Raw genomic sequence first — 17,041 nt, forward strand, 5'->3', positions numbered from 1 at the left:
CGGTAACGGCTGGAGTTGACCGGTACTAATAGGCCGAGGACTTGCTACGAAGACGCTACGCATCCACTGTGCGGTTCTGAAAGAACCGAACCAGACCCTGACCGGTCGTGACGACGGTTGTGGGCCTGTTGAGCGGTAATTTCATAGTGTTTCGGTGGTCATAGCGGTTGGGGAACACCCGGTCCCATTCCGAACCCGGTAGTTAAGCCTTCCAGCGCCGATGGTACTGCACTCGTGAGGGTGTGGGAGAGTAGGACGCCGCCGAACATTCTTTCCCTCAGGGGCACCCGACGACTCGGGTGCCCCTGAGGGCTTTTTTGCGTTACGGTCCCGCCATGGCGGACGTCCACCGGCACCACGACCTGGCGGAGTTCTGGGCCCTGACCAGGGACTTCTACATCGCGGACCCGGTCCTGCACACCGTGCCCATCACGGCGGCGGAACTCCGGCTCCGCAACCCGATCCCGGACGACGAACCGCCGCTGCTGGTCACCGTCACCGACGGCGGCCGGGTGGTGGGCGCGGCCCTGCGCACACCGCCGTTCCCCCTGGAGGTCACGGGGCTGCCGGTGCGGTGGGCGCCGGCCGTGGCCGAGGCGTTGGCGCACCAGGACGTCGAGCTGCCCGGGGTCGGTGGTCGGCGGGACTCCGTCGAGGCGTTCGTCCTCGCCTGGACCGAGCGCACCCGCTGGAACGCCGAGGAGCGGCAGTCGCTCCGGCTGTTCCGGCTGGGCGAGCTGGACCCGCCGCGGGACGTCCCCGGCACGGCCCGGCTCGCGACGGAGGCCGACATGGACCTCCTCGTCCGCTGGCACTACGCGTTCGTGGACGAGTCGGTCCCGCACGAGCCGGACCTGGACCGGTCGCGGTGGTTCGTGGAGCGCGCCCTGGCGGTCGGCACGGGTCAGGTGCTGTGGCTCGACGGCGACAAGCCGGTCTCGTTGGCCGCCGCGAGCACCCCGTTGTCGGGCATGTCGAGGGTCGCCCCGGTCTACACGCCGCCGGAGCACCGCGGGCGCGGGTACGGCTCGGCGGTCACGGCCGCGGTGTCCCAGTGGGCGATGGAGGCGGGCGCTGAGCACGTGGTGCTGTTCACCGACCTGGCCAACCCGATCTCGAACTCGATCTACCAGCGCATCGGGTACCGGCCGGTGACCGACGCGGCGGAGTTCGCCTTCACCGAGCCCGCTCCGGGACGTGGCTGAGCAGGTCGCCCGGCTGGCACTGCAACACCTCGCACAACGCGGTGAGCGTGCTGAACCGGATGGCGCGCGCCCGCCCGTTCTTGAGGATCGACAGGTTGACGACCGTCACGCCGACCCGTTCGGACAGCTCGGTCAACGTCATCCCGCGCTCGGCCAGCAGCCGGTCGAGGTGCACCTGGACGCTCACACCGTTCCCTCAAGCTCCTCGCGCATCGCAGCGCTGGTCCGCACGATCTTCGCCAGGGACAGCATGCCGAGTCCGGTGACGATCGCCCACCACGGGGCGTCCCACTCGGTCATGAAGTCCATGACGTGCGACGGCACGACGGTGGTCCGCCGCTGCAACCAGGTCCGGGCGAGGGCCTCGACCAGCGTGGTGGCGGGCAGGGCGACCAGCAGGTACCGGCCGAACCGCCGCACGCGGTCGGCGGTGGCGTCGGTGTGGATGCCGTGCCGGGTGGCGTGTTCGAGCAGGAGGACGAGCAGCAGGAACGCGCCGGCGGTGGCGAACGCGGAGGGGGCGTGCTCCAGGAACCCGAGCACCTGGTCCCACCAGGTCGGCTCGGCCAGGCAGACCCGCACGCCGGTCGGGTGCACCCGGGTCACGCCCCGGTAGGCCTCCAGGCTCGCCGGTCCCGACGGCAGGACCCGGCCGGTGGTGAAGCACAGCTCGAACGCGAGCGCTTGGTAGAGCTTCATCAGCGCGCCGAACGCGAACCCGACCGCGGTGGCGGCCCACAGGAACCGGACGACCCGGGTGAACGACCGGAGCGGGTCCATCAGACCGTGCCCTCCAACTCGGCCCGCATCTCCGCGCCCGCGTCGAGCACCCTGGCCAGGCTCACCAGCCCCAGCCCGGTCAGCACGGCCCACCAAGGGAAGTCCCAGTCGCCGACGAACGACCACGTGTCGTAGGGCGCGAGCAGCCACCGGGTCAGCGCCTCCACGAACGTCGAGACCGGCAGCGCGACCAGCAGGAACAGCCCGTACCCGCGGACGTCGTCGGCGGTGTGGGTGTTGTGCGCGCCCAGGCGTTGCGCCCGGACCAGCAGGACGAGCAACAGCAGCAGCGCGCCCACGTACACCACCGAAGTGGGCGTGTGGAGGAGCAGGCTCAGCGCGCGCTCCCCGCCGGTCGGCGTCTCGATGCACGTCTCGCGCCACGTGTCACGTACGCACACCGGTTTGCGCAGGGCGTCGAGCACGGTGCCGAAGAGCCCGCCGACCAGCAAGAACGCGCTGAGCCCGGTGATGGCCGTGACGACTCCGAGCAGCGGTTGTAAGTGGTTCCCCCGAGATGACGACACGATCCCCCCATATCGTTTTTCGATGTTATCGAGAAACGATACCCCCGAAGAGCTCGCGCGTCACCGGACGGCCACGCGCCGCCGACGAGAACACCAGGGACGTCGTCGTGTCGCCGTACCGCTGGGCCTGCTCGACCAGCTCCTCCAGCTCCACCATCGACCGGCACACCACCCGCAGCAGCCAGCAGTCGTCCCCGGTCACGTGGTCGGCGTCGAGGACCTGCGCCATGGTCACGATCCGCTCCCGGAACCGGGGCGTGTCCAGGCTGCGCACCCGCACCCGCACGATGGCCTCGATCGGCAGCCCCAGCCGCTGCGGCGACACCACCGCCCGGTACCCGGTGATCACCCCGGCCTGCTCCAGCCGCCGCACGCGCTCGGTCGTCGCGGGCGCGGACAGGGACACGCGCTTGGCCAGCTCGGTGAACGTCATCCGCCCGTCCCGCTGGAGCAGGTCCAGCAACTTCCAGTCCAGGTCGTCCAGTTCCACCGTGGAATCGTAGGCACAAGGCCGCGAACACCTGGACTTCCGCCTGTGCTCGGCCACGGCCGCCAAGCAGGATTTCCACCATGACGAACACGCTGCGCTTCAGCCCCGCCGACCCCGCCACCGCCGCCGCGTTCTTCGCCGCCGAACTGTCCTTCGAGGCCGACCCGGACGACGTCGTCCGCGACATGAAGGAAGGCACGACCGCCGGCTTCCAGCTCGTGGAGGCGCGCAGCCGGGAGGCGTTCGCCAAGGCCCGCATCCCCGGCGCGATCAACCTGCCGCACTGGGAGGTGGACGCGGAGACGACGAAGGACTGGGACCGCGACCTGGTCTACGTCGTCTACTGCGAGAGCTTCGAGTGCAACGCCGCCACCAAGGGCGCGCTCAAGCTGTCCACGCTCGGGTTCCGGGTGAAGCGGCTGGCCGGCGGCATCCGGGCGTGGCTGGACGCGGGCTACCCGGCCGAGGGCAGCGAGGTCGAGCGCCCCGGCAACCTCCACGGCATCACGTGCGACTGCTGATCTACTCTCGGTCGGGTGACGCGCCTGCTCGTGCTGCAACCCGATGACAGCGACCCGATCGCCCGCCTCGGCGACTGGCTGACCGCCGCCGGGGCGGTGCTCGACGTCGTGAAGCCGTACGAGCGGCCCGTGCCGGAGACGCTCGACGGGTACGCCGGCGTGGTGTGCCTGGGCGGCGCGATGGGCGCGCTGGACGACGCCGAGCACCCGTGGCTCGCGGACGTCCGCAAGCTGCTCTCGCACGCCGTCGCCAAGCGGGTGCCGACGCTGGCGATCTGCCTGGGCGCGCAACTGCTCGCGGTGGCCAACGGCGGCCAGGTGCGGCGCAACCCGCAGGGGTTCGAGGTCGGTGTGCTGCTGGTGGCCAAGCGGGACGTGGCGGGCGCGGACCCGCTGTTCGCGGACCTGCCGTGGACGCCGGACGTGCTCCAGTTCCACCAGGACGAGATCGGGTTGCTGCCGCCGACCGCGGAGCTGCTCGCGTCCTCGCCGAAGTGCGCGAACCAGGCGTTCCGGGTCGGGGAGAACGCCTACGGCATCCAGTTCCACATCGAGACCACGCCCGAGGTCGTGCTGCGGTGGGCCGCCGGCGCGCCCGACACCGCCGCGTCCGCCCGCCTCGACCCGGAGCGGCTCGACCAGGGCCACGAGGACATCGCCGAGGTGTGGCAGCCGTTCGCCGAGAGGTTTGTCCGCCTCGCGGCCGGGGAACTCGCGCGGCAACGGAACCTGCCGCTGGTGTGACGAACCTCCGCCGATGTGAGTGTTCATCGGCCGTCAAGGTAGCGTTCATCCACGACTGTGTCGGTTCAGCCGGAGGAATCAGCGTGGATGCCTCGCTCCTCGTCATCATCGTCGTCATAACAGCGTTGGCATTCGACTTCACCAACGGCTTCCACGACACCGCCAACTCGATGGCCACGTCCATCGCGACCGGCGCGCTCAAGCCCAGGACGGCCGTGGCGTTCTCCGCCGTGCTGAACCTGGTCGGCGCGCTGCTGTCGGTCGAGGTCGCCAAGACCATCTCGGGCGGCATCGTCGACGACGCCCGGATCACCCCGGCCGTGGTGTTCGGCGGCCTGGTCGGGGCGATCATGTGGAACCTGGTGACCTGGTACGTGGGTCTGCCGTCGAGTTCGTCGCACGCCCTGTTCGGCGGGTTGATCGGCGCGACGTGGATCGCGTCGGGCGCCGACGCCGTGCACTTCGCGAAGGTGGTCGACAAGGTCGTGGTGCCGTCGATCGCCGCGCCGCTGGTCGCGGGCATCGTGGCGCTGCTGGCCACCTACCTGACCTACCGGCTGACCAAGCGGGCCAAGGCGTCGGTGGCGGCCAAGGGCTTCCGGGCCGGGCAGGTCGCGTCGGCGGCGCTGATGTCGCTGGCGCACGGCACGAACGACGCCCAGAAGACGATGGGCATCATCACGCTGACCCTGATCACCGCGGGCACCCTCGCGCCCGGCGCCGAGCCGCCGCTGTGGGTGATCCTCAGCGCGGCCATCGCCATCGCCCTGGGCACCTACCTGGGCGGGTGGCGCATCACGCACACCATGGGCAAGGGCTTGACCACGATCGAGGCCCCGCAGGGCTTCGCGGCGCAGACCAGCGCGGCGACGGTGATCATGGCGTCCTCGCACCTGGGTTTCGCGCTGTCCACCACGCACGTGGCGTCCGGCGGCATCATGGGCTCCGGCCTGGGCCGCCGCATCGACGGCGTGCGGTGGGGCGTGGCCGGGCGGATGGCGCTGGCCTGGATGCTCACGCTGCCCGCCGCGGGCATCGTCGGTGCGCTGGCCGGGAAGGTCGCGTCCACCGGCACGGTCGGCGTCGTCGTCGTGGCCGTGGCGGGCGTGGCCGTGTCGCTGGGCATCTGGCTGTTGTCGCGCCGGGAGCCGGTGCGGCCCGAGCACATCGTGGACGAGATCGCGGCGCAGGCCGAGACGCACAAGGTGGCGGCATGAAGGTCGACTGGGCGGCGCTGGGCACCGTCTTCGGCGTGAGCCTCGGCGTGGTGCTGGGGCTGGTGGTGCTGTTCGCGGTGGCGCTGCGGGCGCTGTCGGTGCGGGAGGACGCGCGGGAGCGCGGCGGGTCGGCGGTGGTGGCCACCGGGGTCGCCGGCGCGTGCCTCGTGGCGTGCGTGACCGTCGTGTTGTTCGGTATCTACTTGATCGTGGCACGCTGACGCTTCACCGCCCGGGTTCCGGGACTACGGTGTTCGTCGATGACCGATCCAGCGCGCACCCCGACGTCCCCCGCTCGGTTCGGCCTGACCGAGGCACGCGGCGGCGACCACCTGCGGGCGGCCGGGTGGTGGGCCGACCGCCGACCGTCCGAAGGGGCCGAGCCGATCCTGTGGGCGCTGTCCCGCAGCCCCGACCCGGACCTGGCGCTGCTCGGCGTGGACCGGCTGCGCGTGGCGCTGGGCGACGCGTGGGCCGAACTGGACGACGCGTTGCGCGCCGGCGACGTGCTGCGCGGTCGGCTGCTGGCGGTGCTCGGGTCGTCCACCGCGCTGTCGGACTTCCTGGTCGCCAACCCGACGCGGTGGCGGTCCCTGGCCGGGGCCGAACCGGTGGACGCGGAGTCGTTCGCGCCGGCGCTGGTCGCCGCCGTCGAGGGGCTGACCGGCGCGGACGCGGTGCGGGCGCTGCGGCTGGAGTACCGGGCGCTGCTGTGCCGGGTCGCGGCCGAGGACCTGGCGCACGTGGTCGAGCCCGAGCTGCCGTACGTCAGCTACGACGACGTGGCCGGGCTGCTGTCCGACCTGGCCGTGGCGGCTCTCAAAGCCGCCCTGGACGTGGCGCGCCGGCAGGTGCCGCGCTCGGACGAGTGCCGCCTGGCCGTGATCGCGATGGGCAAGTGCGGCGCGCGGGAGCTGAACTACGTCAGCGACGTGGACGTGGTGTTCGTCGGCGAGGGCGACATCGGCGTGGCGACCCGGCTGGCCAGCACGATGATGCAGGTCGCGGGCCAGTCGTGCTTCGAGGTGGACGCGGCGCTGCGCCCCGAGGGCAAGGCCGGCGCGCTGGTGCGCACCCTGGACGGGCACGCGTCCTACTACCGGCGGTGGGCGCGGACCTGGGAGTTCCAGGCGCTGCTCAAGGCCCGGCCGGTCGCCGGCGACGAGGAGCTGGGGCAGCGGTACCTGGAGGTCGTGCGGCCCCTGGTGTGGACGGCGGCCGAGCGCGCGGACTTCGTGCCCGACGTGCAGGCCATGCGCCGCCGCGTGGAGGACCACGTGCCGCTGGGCCTGGCCGACCGGGAGCTCAAGCTGGGCCGGGGCGGCCTGCGGGACGTCGAGTTCGCCGTGCAGCTGCTGCAGCTCGTGCACGGGCGCGGGGACGAGGCGCTGCGCATCCCGACGACCACGGCGGCGCTGGCGGCGTTGGGCCGCGGCGGGTACGTGGGGCGCACGGACGCCGCCGACTTCGGCCGCGCCTACCGGTTCCTGCGCACCCTTGAGCACCGGTTGCAGCTCCAGCGGCTGCTGCGCACCCACCTGTTCCCGGCCGACGACGACACGACGGCGCTGCGCTGGCTGGCGCGCGCGGCGGGGTTGCAGGGCGAGGGCGGGCTGTCCGAGGGGCAGGTGCTGCTGGCCGAGTTCCGCAAGCGCGCGAACCAGGTGCGGCGGCTGCACGAGAAGCTGTTCTACCGGCCGCTGCTGCAAGCCGTGGCGAACGTGCCGACCGAGGCGTTGCGGCTGACCACCGGCGAGGCCGCCGCCCGGCTGGCCGCCCTCGGCTACGCCGCGCCGGACGGGGCGTTGAAGCACATCGAGGCGTTGACCCGCGGGGTGTCGCGGCGGGCGCGCATCCAGACGGCGCTGCTGCCGGTGCTGCTGGACCTGCTCGCGACCACGCCCGACCCGGACGGCGGGCTGCTGTCCTACCGGCGGGTGTCCGAGGCGTTGGCCGAAACGCCCTGGTACCTGCGGCTGCTGCGGGACGAGGGCACGGTCGTGGACCGGCTCGCGGCCCTGCTCGGCACGTCCAAGCTGGTGCCGGACCTGCTGGTGCGGGCGCCGGAGGTGCTGCGACTCTACGCTGACACCGCCGCGCTGGCCGGGCGGGACCCGATGACCATCGGCAACCCGCTGCGCAGCACCGTGTCCCGGTACAACGACCTGGACCGCGCGGTCGCCGCCGCCCGGTCCCTGCGCCGGCACGAGCTGCTGCGCGTGGCGTCGGCGGACCTGCTCGGGCTGGTGCCGCTGCGGACGGTGTGCGTGTCGCTGTCCGAGGTGTGGGTGGCGGTGTTGCAGGCCGCCCTGGACGCCGTGCTGCGGTCGTCGGGGGAGCCGGTGGCGTCCCTGGCCGTGATCGGCATGGGCCGGCTGGGCGGGCGTGAGCTGGGGTACGGGTCGGACGCGGACGTGATGTTCGTGTGCGAGCCGCTGGACGGCGTGTCGGACTCCGACGCGGCGCGGTGGGCCAGTTCCGTGGTGGAGAAGGTGCGGCGGCTGCTGTCCGCGCCCTCGCAGGACCCGCCGTTGCAGGTGGACGCCGACCTGCGGCCGGAGGGGCGGCAGGGGCCGTTGGTGCGGACGTTCGAGTCCTACCGGGCGTACTACGCGCAGTGGTCCGAGCTGTGGGAGGCCCAGGCGCTGCTGCGCGCCCGGTTCATCGCCGGCGACGCGGAGCTGGGCGCGCGGTTCCTGGAGATGGTCGAACCCGTCCGGTACCGGGCGCAGGGCCTGGACGCGGCGTCCGTGCGGGAGATCCGGCGCATCAAGGCGCGTGTCGAGGCCGAACGGCTGCCGCGCGGCGCGGACCCGTCCCTGCACACCAAGCTGGGCCGCGGCGGGCTCGCCGACGTCGAGTGGACCGTGCAGCTGTTGCAGTTGCAGCACGCCTTCGCCGTGCCGTCGCTGCGCACCCCGTCCACGGTGCGCGGGCTGCGCGCCGCGGAGGAGGCCGGGCTGGTGACCGCCGACGACGCGTCCGCGCTGCGCGAGGCGTGGGTGATGGCGACCCGGGCGCGCAACGCGATCGTGCTGGTCCGCGGGAAGGCCGGGGACCAGCTCCCGACCGCCGGGCGCGACCTGGCCGCGGTGGCGGGCGTGATGGGGCACCCGGGCGACCCGGGCGAGTTCCTCGACGTCTACCGCCGGACCACCCGCCGTGCACGGGCGGTGGTCGAGCGCGTCTTCTACGGTTCGTGAACACTGGAGAGCGTGAAGGCGATTGCGCAGAACTCGTTCGGAGACGTGGACGTCCTCTCGCTCCAGGAACTGCCCGACCCCGCGATCAGCTTCGACCAGGTGCTGGTGGAGGTGCGCGCGGCGGGCGTGAACCCCGTCGACCGGCTCATCCGCCTCGGCTACGCCAAGGACACCCTGCCCCACCACTTCCCGCTCATCCCCGGCTGGGACGTGGCCGGCGTGGTGCGCGCCGTCGGACCCGCCGTCGAGGGGTTCAAACCGGGGGACGAGGTGTTCGGCTACCAGCGCAAGGACCACGTGCAGCACGGCACGTACGCGGAACTCATCGCCGCCACCGAACGCGGCCTGTGGCACAAGCCCGCCGCGCTGTCGTTCGAGGAGGCCGGCGGGCTGGCGCTGACCGGGCTCACGGCGTTGCAGGCGCTGCGCAAGGTCGGGGTGGCGCAGGGCGACACGGTGCTCGTGCACGCCGCCGCCGGCGGGGTGGGGCACCTGGCCGTGCAGGTCGCGCGCGTGCTGGGCGCGTCCCGGGTCATCGGCACCGCGTCCCCGCGCAACCACGACTACCTGCGCTCACTGGGCGCCGAACCGGTGTCCTACGGGGACGCCCTGGTCGACAACGTGGCCGAACTCGTCGGCGGGGACGGCAAGGTGGACGTCGCGTTCGACTGCGTGGGCGGCGCGGCGCTCAACGACTCGCCCGCGCTGGTCCGCGACGCGGCCCGGATCGTGTCCATCGTGGACACCAACGTGCTGGAGATCGGCGGCGCCTACGCCTACGCCAAGCCCGTCCAGGCGGACCTGGAGTGGCTGGCCCGGCACGCCGAGAGCGGCGAGCTGAAGGTGACGGTGCAGCAGACGTTCCCGCTGGCGCAGGCCGCGGAGGCGCACAGGCTGCTCGAAGGCAGGCACGTGCGCGGCAAGATCGTGCTGACGGTCTGAGGGGTTGTCGGGGCCTCCCGGGTTCGGCGGGAGGCCCCGGTCCCGTCTCTCAGTCCTCGTCGACCGTGGGGACGGAGGTGAGCAGCTCGACCACCCACTCCTCCACGAACGAGTCGTCTCCGTCCTCGTCCGGCACGAGCCGGTTGGAGACCTTGACGCCCAGGCCGAGCACGTCGGCGGCGCCGATCGCCTCGATCGCCTCGGCGGCGGAGTCGAAGATGTTGGTGGACAGCACCTGTGCGGTTGCGACGTCATCAGACACGGCGCGACCCTAACCGCCCACCACGATCGTGCGACGACCTACCCCTGGTGCACAGGGTGTTCGCGGGCGCGCACGCAGCGTGGACAGGGGTATGCCATCCAGCTGCACGCATTGACTATTGGTGGTTGTTCTGCGGAAACTGACGGGGCTCCTGGGGGAGATGAACGTTCGCACGCGTGCGCCCGGACGAAGGACGTCATGGACGACGAGATCCACCAGCACCACCGCAAGAAGAACAACGCCGCGCTGAAGGTCGGCCTGGTAGTCCTCGGCGTGCTCGTGCTGCTGGGCGTCGTCCAGGCGGCCACGGCGGGCACCGTGGGCATCGGCGCGCTCAGCGTCACCTTCCAGTCGAGCACCCCGACGACCACCCAGAGGACATCCGCGACCGAACTGGACGGCGCCCTCGGCGGCACGACCACCACCACGGACCAGACCCCCACCACGACGGCGGAGACCAAGGTCGCCACCGGCTCGTGGAAGGTCGCCCGCGGCCTGCTGACGGTGGAGGTGACCAGGGTGGAGAACGCCGGCGGCCGGCTGCGCCTGCACGTGACGGCCATAAACGCCAGCACGGCGAAGATGGACCTGCCCGTGGCCTCCGTCTCGGCCGTCGACGACACGAACCGCGACTACGGCGCGTCCCTGTCCACCAGCAAGTGGCCGGCGTCGATCGCGAAGAACTCCAGCATCAGCGGGTACGTGGAACTGGACCAGCGGGTGCCTTCGCAGGCTTCCTCGCTGACCCTCACGTTCTCGGGCATCATCGGCCAACTCGCCCCCACGGGCGGCGAGGTCTCGGTGACGGGCGTGCCCGTTCCGCGGTAGCCGTTGCCTGCTCTCGACCCCGGAAGGCCCGGTGCTCCTCAGCGAACACAGGGCCTTCCGTCATCCAGAGCCCCACTCGACGCGACGCGAACCGTGCCGAACGACAGAGGGCCGGGTGACTGGAGCAGTCACCCGGCCCTCGGCCTTCGGTCAGGACGGCCTCTCCGGGTCAGAAGGCCTGGAGACGGCCCGTGTGGGGCTTCAACCGGTGGCCGGTCGAAGCCCCGCACCGATCACACGTCGTAGTACAGCGCGAACTCGTACGGGTTCGGGCGCAGGCGCAGCGGGTCGATCTCCTGCTCGCGCTTGAACGCGATCCAGGTGTCGATCACGTCCGGCGTGAACACGCCGCCCTCCAGCAGGAACTCGTGGTCGCTCTCCAGGCTGTCCAGCACGGCGTCCAGCGAGGCCGGGACCTGCTTGACGTCGCGGGCCTCCTCCGGCGGCAGCTCGTAGAGGTCCTTGTCGATCGGGGCCGGCGGCTCGATCTTGTTCTTCACGCCGTCCAGGCCCGCCATCACCATGGCCGAGAAGGCCAGGTACGGGTTGCCCGACGAGTCGGGGCAGCGGAACTCGATGCGCTTGGCCTTCGGGTTGTTGCCCGTGATCGGGATGCGGACGCACGCCGAGCGGTTGCGCTGGGAGTAGACCAGCGACACCGGGGCCTCGTAGCCCGGCACCAGGCGGTGGTAGGAGTTCACCGTCGGGTTGGTGAACGCCAGCAGCGACGGCGCGTGGTGCAGGATGCCGCCGATGTAGTGGCGCGCGGTGTCGGACAGGCCCGCGTAGCCGGACTCGTCGTGGAACAGCGGCGCGCCGTCCTTCCACAGCGACTGGTGGGTGTGCATGCCCGAGCCGTTGTCGCCGAACAGCGGCTTCGGCATGAAGGTGACGGTCTTGCCCGCCTGCCACGCCGTGTTCTTGATGATGTACTTGAACAGCATCAGGTCGTCGGCCGCGTGCAGCAGCGTGTTGAACCGGTAGTTGATCTCGGCCTGGCCGGCGGTGCCCACCTCGTGGTGCGCGCGCTCGACGGAGAAGCCGTTGCTCTCCAGGTTCAGCACCATCTTGTCGCGCAGGTCGGCGTAGTGGTCGGTCGGCGTGACCGGGAAGTAGCCGCCCTTGTACTTGACCTTGTAGCCGCGGTTGCCGCCCTCTTCCTCACGGCCGGTGTTCCACCAGCCGGAGATCGAGTCGATCTCGTGGAAGGACGCGTTCGCGGTCGTGTCGAAGCGGATCGAGTCGAAGATGTAGAACTCCGCCTCGGCGCCGAAGTACGCGGTGTCCGCGATGCCCGACTCGGTGATGTACTGCTCCGCCTTGCGCGCGATGTTGCGCGGGTCGCGGCTGTACGCCTCGCGGGTGAACGGGTCGTGCACGAAGAAGTTGACGATCAGCGTCTTCTCGATCCGGAACGGGTCGATGCGCGCCGTGTAGAGGTCGGGCAGCAGGAGCATGTCCGACTCGTGGATCGACTGGAAGCCGCGCACCGACGAGCCGTCGAACGCGAGGCCCTCCTCGATGGCGTCGGCGTCGAACGCGGATGCCGGGAGCGTGAAGTGCTGCATCACGCCGGGCAGGTCGCTGAAGCGGACGTCGATGAACTTCACGCCCTCGTCGGAGATGAACTTCAGGACCTCGTCGGGATTCTTGAACACCCTCGTCGACTCCTCTACTGCGGTGGGGGCGTGGTTGTTCGCCGCGGTGTCTGGCGGCCTGCCATCGGGGCCGACGCTAAGACCGCGGTGTTGCCCAGCAATCACCCTGATGTTTCGCCAGTGTTAACGGGCCGCCCGGGACGGGCAACCCGACCTGCCCATCCTCACCCGCTGAGCACGGCCTTACTCTGGTGGGGTGAGCAAGTGGACCGGTTCGTGGCTGTCAGGACCCCGCTCGGCACTTGAGCCGGGCGCCGACTCCGGCGACGGCACCGCCCAACGCTGGCGCGGCGAACGCCTGGGCCTCCCGCGGTCGGGCCCGGGAGCGGTGGCCGGCACGGGCCGCCGCGCGTTCGCGATCCTGCTCGACTTCGCCCTGGCGATGGGCGTGGCCAGCGTCTTCACCTACCCGGAGCTGCCCAGGAACTGGAGCCTGCTCGCCTGGTTCGCCATCACGGTGATCGGGGTGGGCTTCTTCGGCTTCACCCCGGGCCACGCGGTCTTCGGCCTGCGCGTGGCCAGGACCGACGGCTCCGCCACCGTGGGCCTACCCCGAGCAGCCCTCCGCTCACTGCTCATCTTCCCCATCATCCCAGCCGTGATCTGGGACGCCGACGGCCGCTGCCTACACGACAAAGCCTCCGCCACCATCGTCCTCCGCGCCCGCTAACCCCCACCCGCGCCACCCCGACCAGCCACCCGCGCCGCCCTCCAGCCAGCCACACGCCCCTCGGCCGTCCACACGCCGCGCGCCGGCCCGACGCGCCCCGCCCCGGGCCGACGCGCACCGCGCCGGGCCGAACACGCACCGCCCCGGCCGAACACGCACCGTGCCAGCGGACACGCACCGTGCCAGCGGACACGCGCCGTGCCAGCGGACACGCGCCGTGCCAGCGGACACGCGCCGTGCCAGCGGACACGCGCCGTGCCAGCGGACACGCGCCGACCCGGCTGGCTGGAGGGGGCAGGCCCGCTTGGCCGGCGTGCCGCGATGCTCCGCCGAGGTCGGACCAGCCGCGCTCGCGCTGACCGGACCCTCGCTCAGCCTGAACCGGCTCGAAGCGGGACCGGCGTGCTCGGGCTGCCTGCCCTGATCCGGCGACCTGGCGTGCTGGCGCTCGGCCGGGTCGGGTCGGGTCGGGCAGGGTCGAGTCAGGCTGGGGCCGGATTGGGTCGGCCGGGTTGGGTCGGCCGGGTTGGGCCGGGCTGGGGCCGGTGGGCTTGCGCTGGCTGACTCGTTCGGGACCGCCGTGCTGTCGCGCGGTGGCCGGCTGGTTCCGTACGCCCATGTCCTCGCGCTCGCCCGCTCGCGTGCGGGCATCGCTGGTCCGCAGGTCGGGTGCGTGCGGGCCACATAGCTGCTGAGCGGCGAGTAGTCCATCACTGCGGGGCGGCGGTTGGGGCGGTCTCGGGGGCTTGGTTGCTGCTGTGTGGGCTGAGGGGTCGTGCCTTGCTGCCGTGCCGCCTCCATATTCTTTACGGCAACGAATTTTGGGGCTGGATCGTGCCCGTGGCGCAGTTCATTCGCAGCATTGAGTGAATCTTGCTGCGAAGTGCAACCTTATGAAGGTGTGGTGTTTCGGGGATGGCGCGTTAGCGGCGGCGCATGGCTCGTTGGATGTTGCGCATCTTCGCGCCCTGGGGGAGGGGGCCCTTCGGGAGGGCCGCGCCTCGGCTGGCCAGGGCCTGCAGGCGGTTCTCCAGGGTCTCCACCTGGGCCGCCGAGATGTTGCGGGGCAGCTTCATGAGGTGGCTTTGCAGTTTGCGGAGGGGGACCTGGCCCTCTTCGCTGCCCACGATCACGTCGTAGATGGGGGTTTCGCCGATAACGCGGGCCACGCGCTTCTTTTCCTGGGCTAGAAGGCCCTTTACGCGGTGCGGGGCACCTTCGGCCACCAAAACCACGCCGGGGCGGCCGATTACGCGGTGGACCATGTCGGCGCTGGTCGTGCCGGCCACGCCCTGGGTCACGCGCCAGCGTCCCCGGAGGTTGTCCAGGGCCCAGCCCGCGGCACCGGGCTGGCCATCGGCCTTCGCGTACACGGTGCGCTGCACCCGCCGGCCGAAGACGATCACGGCCAGCAACGCGCCCACCGCGATGCCCAGGGGCAGCAGCACCCACTGCATGTCCCAGATCAGGCCGATGAGGAACGCCGCCGCCGTCGCGCCCAGCAGGCACAGCAGCATCAACGGCACGAGCGCCTTGTCCTCGCGGCGCTGCATCTTGAACGCCTCGAAGATCTGGCCCCGTCGGGCCTTCGCCGCCGCGCGGCGCTCCTTGGCCGCTGCCTTCGCCGCCGCCTTGTCCTTACCAGCCATACCCACCAGGATACGGCGCGCCGCCTCGCCCCATCACCGCGCGGTGGGTGTCCAATGCGAGGATGCGGGGCATGGAGCGGCTGCTGGCGGGACTCGATCCGGAACAGCGGGCCGCGGTCGAGGCGCCGCGTGGTCCCGTGTGCGTGCTCGCGGGGGCTGGCACCGGTAAAACCCGGACGATCACCCACCGCATCGCCTACCTGGTGCAACGCGGTCACGTCGCCCCCGGGCAGGTGCTCGCCGTCACGTTCACCGCGCGGGCCGCGGGCGAGCTGCGGACGCGGCTGCGGGCGCTCGGCGTGCACGGCGCGCAGGCCCGCACGTTCCACGCCGCGGCACTTCGGCAGTTGCGCTACTTCTGGCCGCGCGTGGTCGGCGGGCCGCACTGGGAGCTGATCGACCGCAACAAGCTGCGCCTGGTCGCGCAGGCGGCCAACCGGGCGGGGCTGTCCACCGAGTCGGACTCGCTGCGCGACCTCGCGGGTGAGATCGAGTGGGCCAAGGCCTCGCTGGTCACGCCCGACGACTACCCGGTCGCCGCCGGCAAGGCGCACCGCGACACCCCGGCCCCCGCCGAGCAGGTCGTGCAGGTCTACCGCACCTATGAGCAGCTCAAGAACGACGCCCAGCTGCTCGACTTCGACGACCTCCTCCTGCACACCGCCGCCGCCCTGGAGGAGCACGGCGAGGTCGCCGAGGAGTTCCGCGACCGCTACCGCTGCTTCGTGGTCGACGAGTACCAGGACGTGACCCCGCTGCAGCAACGCGTGCTGGACGCGTGGCTGGGCGCGCGCGACGACCTGACCGTCGTCGGCGACGCCAACCAGACCATCTACTCGTTCGCCGGCGCGTCGCCGATGCCGCTGCTGAACTTCAACCGCCGCTTCCCCGAGGCGACCGTGGTCCGGCTGGAGCGTGACTACCGGTCCACGCCGCAGGTCGTCGCCCTGGCCAACGAGGTCATCAAGTGGGCGCGGGGACGTCCCGCGGGCGCGCGGCTGCGGCTGATCGGGCAACGCCCGGACGGTCCCGCGCCGAGATTCACCGAGTTCGACGACGAGCCCGCCGAGGCCTCCGCCGTCGCGCGCCGGGTGAAGGCGCTGCTGGACGAGGGCGTGTCGGCCAGCGAGATCGCCATCCTGTACCGGGTCAACGCGCAGTCGGAGGTCTTCGAGCAGGCGCTGGCCGAGCTGGGCATCCCCTACCAGGTGCGCGGCGGGGAGCGGTTCTTCCAGCGCGCCGAGGTGCGGCAGGCGATGGTGGCGCTGCGGCAGGCGGCGGCGCAGGACCCGCCGGGCGAGCTGCCCAAGGTGGTGCGCGAGGTGCTGGCCGGGATCGGCCTGACCGACGACCCGCCCGCCGGTGGCGCGGCCCGGGAGAAGTGGGAGTCGCTGCTCGCCCTGGTGGAGCTGGCCGAGGAGCTGGCGGCCACCGTGGACGGGGCGGACCTGCCGAAGTTCGTCACCGAGCTGGAGGTGCGCGCCGAGGCGCAGCACCCGCCGACCGTCGAGGGCGTGACGCTGGCGTCGCTGCACGCGGCGAAGGGCTTGGAGTGGGACGCGGTGTTCCTCGTCGGCCTGGTCGAGGGAACCTTGCCGATCCTGCACGCCGACGGCGACGAGGCCGCGGTCGAGGAGGAGCGCCGGCTGCTCTACGTCGGCGTGACCCGGGCGCGTGAGCACCTGTGGCTGTCCTGGGCGTTGGCGCGCGCGGCCGGTGGGCGGCGGTTCCGGCGGCGCAGCCGGTTCCTGTACGGGCTGATCCCCGAGGACCACCCCGCGTCGCGCACGGCGGCCAAGCGGGAGCCGTTGCAGAAGCGGCCCAAGCCGCAGTGCCGGGTGTGCGGGTCGCAGTTGGTGGACGCGCAGGCGGTCAAGCTCAGCCGGTGCGGCACGTGCCCGTCCGATCTGGACGAAGAGCTGCTGGGCCGTTTGCGGGCGTGGCGTGCGGGCCGGGCGAAGGAGTTGAAGGTGCCGGCGTACGTCGTCTTCACCGACTCGACGCTCGTCGCGATCGCCGAGCAGCGCCCCGAGGACATCGCCGGGCTCGTCGCGATCGCCGGCATCGGCGCGGCCAAGCTCGATCGCTACGGCGCCGACGTCCTCGCCCTTGTGCAGGGCAAACGCTGAAACTTCACACGATCGACAGGTATTTGGAAAAACCGGTTGCACCGGTCCGGGGCAGGGTCATAACCTGCTGAAGCCGGGCGCGAAGTGCGCCCGCTGGGGATGAAGAGCGTTGCTTCGAGACTAGCCACCCGAGGAGGTGACCGGTTGTGAACACTCCGATGACTGTCGGGATGCCCGGTCTCCTCATGACCGGTGTCTGCGCTGTGTCCGGCAACG

General features: G+C 71.6%; 17 protein-coding genes and 1 rRNA gene. 11 read left to right on the forward strand and 7 right to left on the reverse strand.

The features are described from left to right. Positions 1 to 150: 150 nt before the first annotated feature. Positions 151 to 267 (forward strand): 5S ribosomal RNA (rrf, locus tag AB0A74_RS12455). A gap of 68 nt (positions 268 to 335) precedes the next feature. Next, positions 336 to 1,205, forward strand: coding sequence for a GNAT family N-acetyltransferase (locus AB0A74_RS12460; protein ID WP_358248899.1), 870 nt, complete (start codon positions 336 to 338; stop codon positions 1,203 to 1,205). Here AB0A74_RS12460 and AB0A74_RS12465 read toward each other — a convergent pair. From AB0A74_RS12465 to AB0A74_RS12480, 4 genes are read right to left on the reverse strand one after another with little or no spacing between them, the layout of a single operon-like run. Continuing rightward, positions 1,177 to 1,392: a helix-turn-helix transcriptional regulator gene (locus AB0A74_RS12465; protein ID WP_343938065.1), complete on the reverse strand. Its 216-nt coding sequence runs from the start codon at positions 1,390 to 1,392 to the stop codon at positions 1,177 to 1,179. The two genes, AB0A74_RS12460 and AB0A74_RS12465, sit on opposite strands and share 29 nt — an antisense overlap. Beyond that, positions 1,389 to 1,985 carry a hypothetical protein gene (locus AB0A74_RS12470; protein WP_358248900.1) on the reverse strand — a complete coding sequence of 199 codons (597 nt, stop codon included), beginning with the start codon at positions 1,983 to 1,985 and terminating at the stop codon, positions 1,389 to 1,391. The genes AB0A74_RS12465 and AB0A74_RS12470 overlap by 4 nt, the downstream gene beginning before the upstream one ends. After that, entirely contained in the window at positions 1,985 to 2,512 is a 528-nt protein-coding gene (locus AB0A74_RS12475) for a hypothetical protein (protein ID WP_358248901.1), read from the reverse strand. Before AB0A74_RS12475 ends, AB0A74_RS12470 begins: the two co-directional genes overlap by 1 nt. A 25-nt stretch (positions 2,513 to 2,537) precedes the next feature. Beyond that, positions 2,538 to 3,002 (reverse strand): Lrp/AsnC family transcriptional regulator, encoded by a 465-nt coding sequence (locus AB0A74_RS12480; RefSeq protein WP_358248902.1) that lies wholly within the window; start codon positions 3,000 to 3,002, stop codon positions 2,538 to 2,540. Positions 3,003 to 3,082: 80 nt separating this feature from the next. Here AB0A74_RS12480 and AB0A74_RS12485 point away from each other — a divergent pair, with 80 nt between their 5' ends. The 6 genes from AB0A74_RS12485 to AB0A74_RS12510 all read left to right on the forward strand — a co-directional run bounded on the left by AB0A74_RS12485 (position 3,083) and on the right by AB0A74_RS12510 (position 9,629). Beyond that, positions 3,083 to 3,523 carry a rhodanese-like domain-containing protein gene (locus AB0A74_RS12485; RefSeq protein WP_358248903.1) on the forward strand — a complete coding sequence of 147 codons (441 nt, stop codon included), beginning with the start codon at positions 3,083 to 3,085 and terminating at the stop codon, positions 3,521 to 3,523. 15 nt (positions 3,524 to 3,538) lie between these two features. Beyond that, positions 3,539 to 4,267 (forward strand): type 1 glutamine amidotransferase, encoded by a 729-nt coding sequence (locus AB0A74_RS12490; RefSeq protein WP_358248904.1) that lies wholly within the window; start codon positions 3,539 to 3,541, stop codon positions 4,265 to 4,267. 83 nt (positions 4,268 to 4,350) lie between these two features. Continuing rightward, positions 4,351 to 5,484 carry an inorganic phosphate transporter gene (locus tag AB0A74_RS12495; protein ID WP_358248905.1) on the forward strand — a complete coding sequence of 378 codons (1,134 nt, stop codon included), beginning with the start codon at positions 4,351 to 4,353 and terminating at the stop codon, positions 5,482 to 5,484. Then, positions 5,481 to 5,705, forward strand: a complete 225-nt coding sequence (locus AB0A74_RS12500) for a hypothetical protein (protein WP_358248906.1) — start codon at positions 5,481 to 5,483, stop codon at positions 5,703 to 5,705. The genes AB0A74_RS12495 and AB0A74_RS12500 overlap by 4 nt, the downstream gene beginning before the upstream one ends. Before the next feature lie 39 nt (positions 5,706 to 5,744). Continuing rightward, on the forward strand, positions 5,745 to 8,687 hold the full coding sequence (locus AB0A74_RS12505; protein WP_358248907.1) for a bifunctional [glutamine synthetase] adenylyltransferase/[glutamine synthetase]-adenylyl-L-tyrosine phosphorylase: 2,943 nt from the start codon (positions 5,745 to 5,747) through the stop codon (positions 8,685 to 8,687). 12 nt (positions 8,688 to 8,699) lie between these two features. Then, a complete protein-coding gene (locus AB0A74_RS12510) occupies positions 8,700 to 9,629 on the forward strand; it encodes an NADP-dependent oxidoreductase (protein ID WP_358248908.1) in 930 nt (309 codons plus the stop codon). Between the two features lie 49 nt (positions 9,630 to 9,678). Here the strand turns inward: AB0A74_RS12510 and AB0A74_RS12515 are convergent, their stop codons facing one another. After that, positions 9,679 to 9,891, reverse strand: a complete 213-nt coding sequence (locus tag AB0A74_RS12515; protein WP_121222700.1) for a hypothetical protein — start codon at positions 9,889 to 9,891, stop codon at positions 9,679 to 9,681. A gap of 198 nt (positions 9,892 to 10,089) precedes the next feature. Here AB0A74_RS12515 and AB0A74_RS12520 point away from each other — a divergent pair, with 198 nt between their 5' ends. After that, positions 10,090 to 10,719 carry a hypothetical protein gene (locus AB0A74_RS12520; protein WP_358248909.1) on the forward strand — a complete coding sequence of 210 codons (630 nt, stop codon included), beginning with the start codon at positions 10,090 to 10,092 and terminating at the stop codon, positions 10,717 to 10,719. A 233-nt stretch (positions 10,720 to 10,952) separates the two neighbouring features. Here the strand turns inward: AB0A74_RS12520 and glnA are convergent, their stop codons facing one another. Then, entirely contained in the window at positions 10,953 to 12,377 is a 1,425-nt protein-coding gene (glnA, locus tag AB0A74_RS12525) for a type I glutamate--ammonia ligase (protein ID WP_358248910.1), read from the reverse strand. Positions 12,378 to 12,573: 196 nt separating this feature from the next. Between glnA and AB0A74_RS12530 the strand changes: the two genes are divergently transcribed. Then, positions 12,574 to 13,047: an RDD family protein gene (locus tag AB0A74_RS12530; protein ID WP_358248911.1), complete on the forward strand. Its 474-nt coding sequence runs from the start codon at positions 12,574 to 12,576 to the stop codon at positions 13,045 to 13,047. Positions 13,048 to 13,970: 923 nt separating this feature from the next. On the opposite strand, the gene AB0A74_RS12535 is transcribed toward AB0A74_RS12530, so the two are convergent. Then, entirely contained in the window at positions 13,971 to 14,696 is a 726-nt protein-coding gene (locus tag AB0A74_RS12535; RefSeq protein WP_358248912.1) for a DUF4191 domain-containing protein, read from the reverse strand. Positions 14,697 to 14,767: 71 nt separating this feature from the next. On the opposite strand from AB0A74_RS12535, the gene AB0A74_RS12540 reads away from it, so the two are divergent. Next, positions 14,768 to 16,825 carry an ATP-dependent DNA helicase UvrD2 gene (locus tag AB0A74_RS12540; RefSeq protein ID WP_358248913.1) on the forward strand — a complete coding sequence of 686 codons (2,058 nt, stop codon included), beginning with the start codon at positions 14,768 to 14,770 and terminating at the stop codon, positions 16,823 to 16,825. The last annotated feature ends 216 nt before the right edge of the window (positions 16,826 to 17,041 follow it).

The organism is Saccharothrix sp. NPDC042600 (genome assembly GCF_040647305.1).
Classification (GTDB): domain Bacteria; phylum Actinomycetota; class Actinomycetes; order Mycobacteriales; family Pseudonocardiaceae; genus Actinosynnema; species Actinosynnema mutabilis.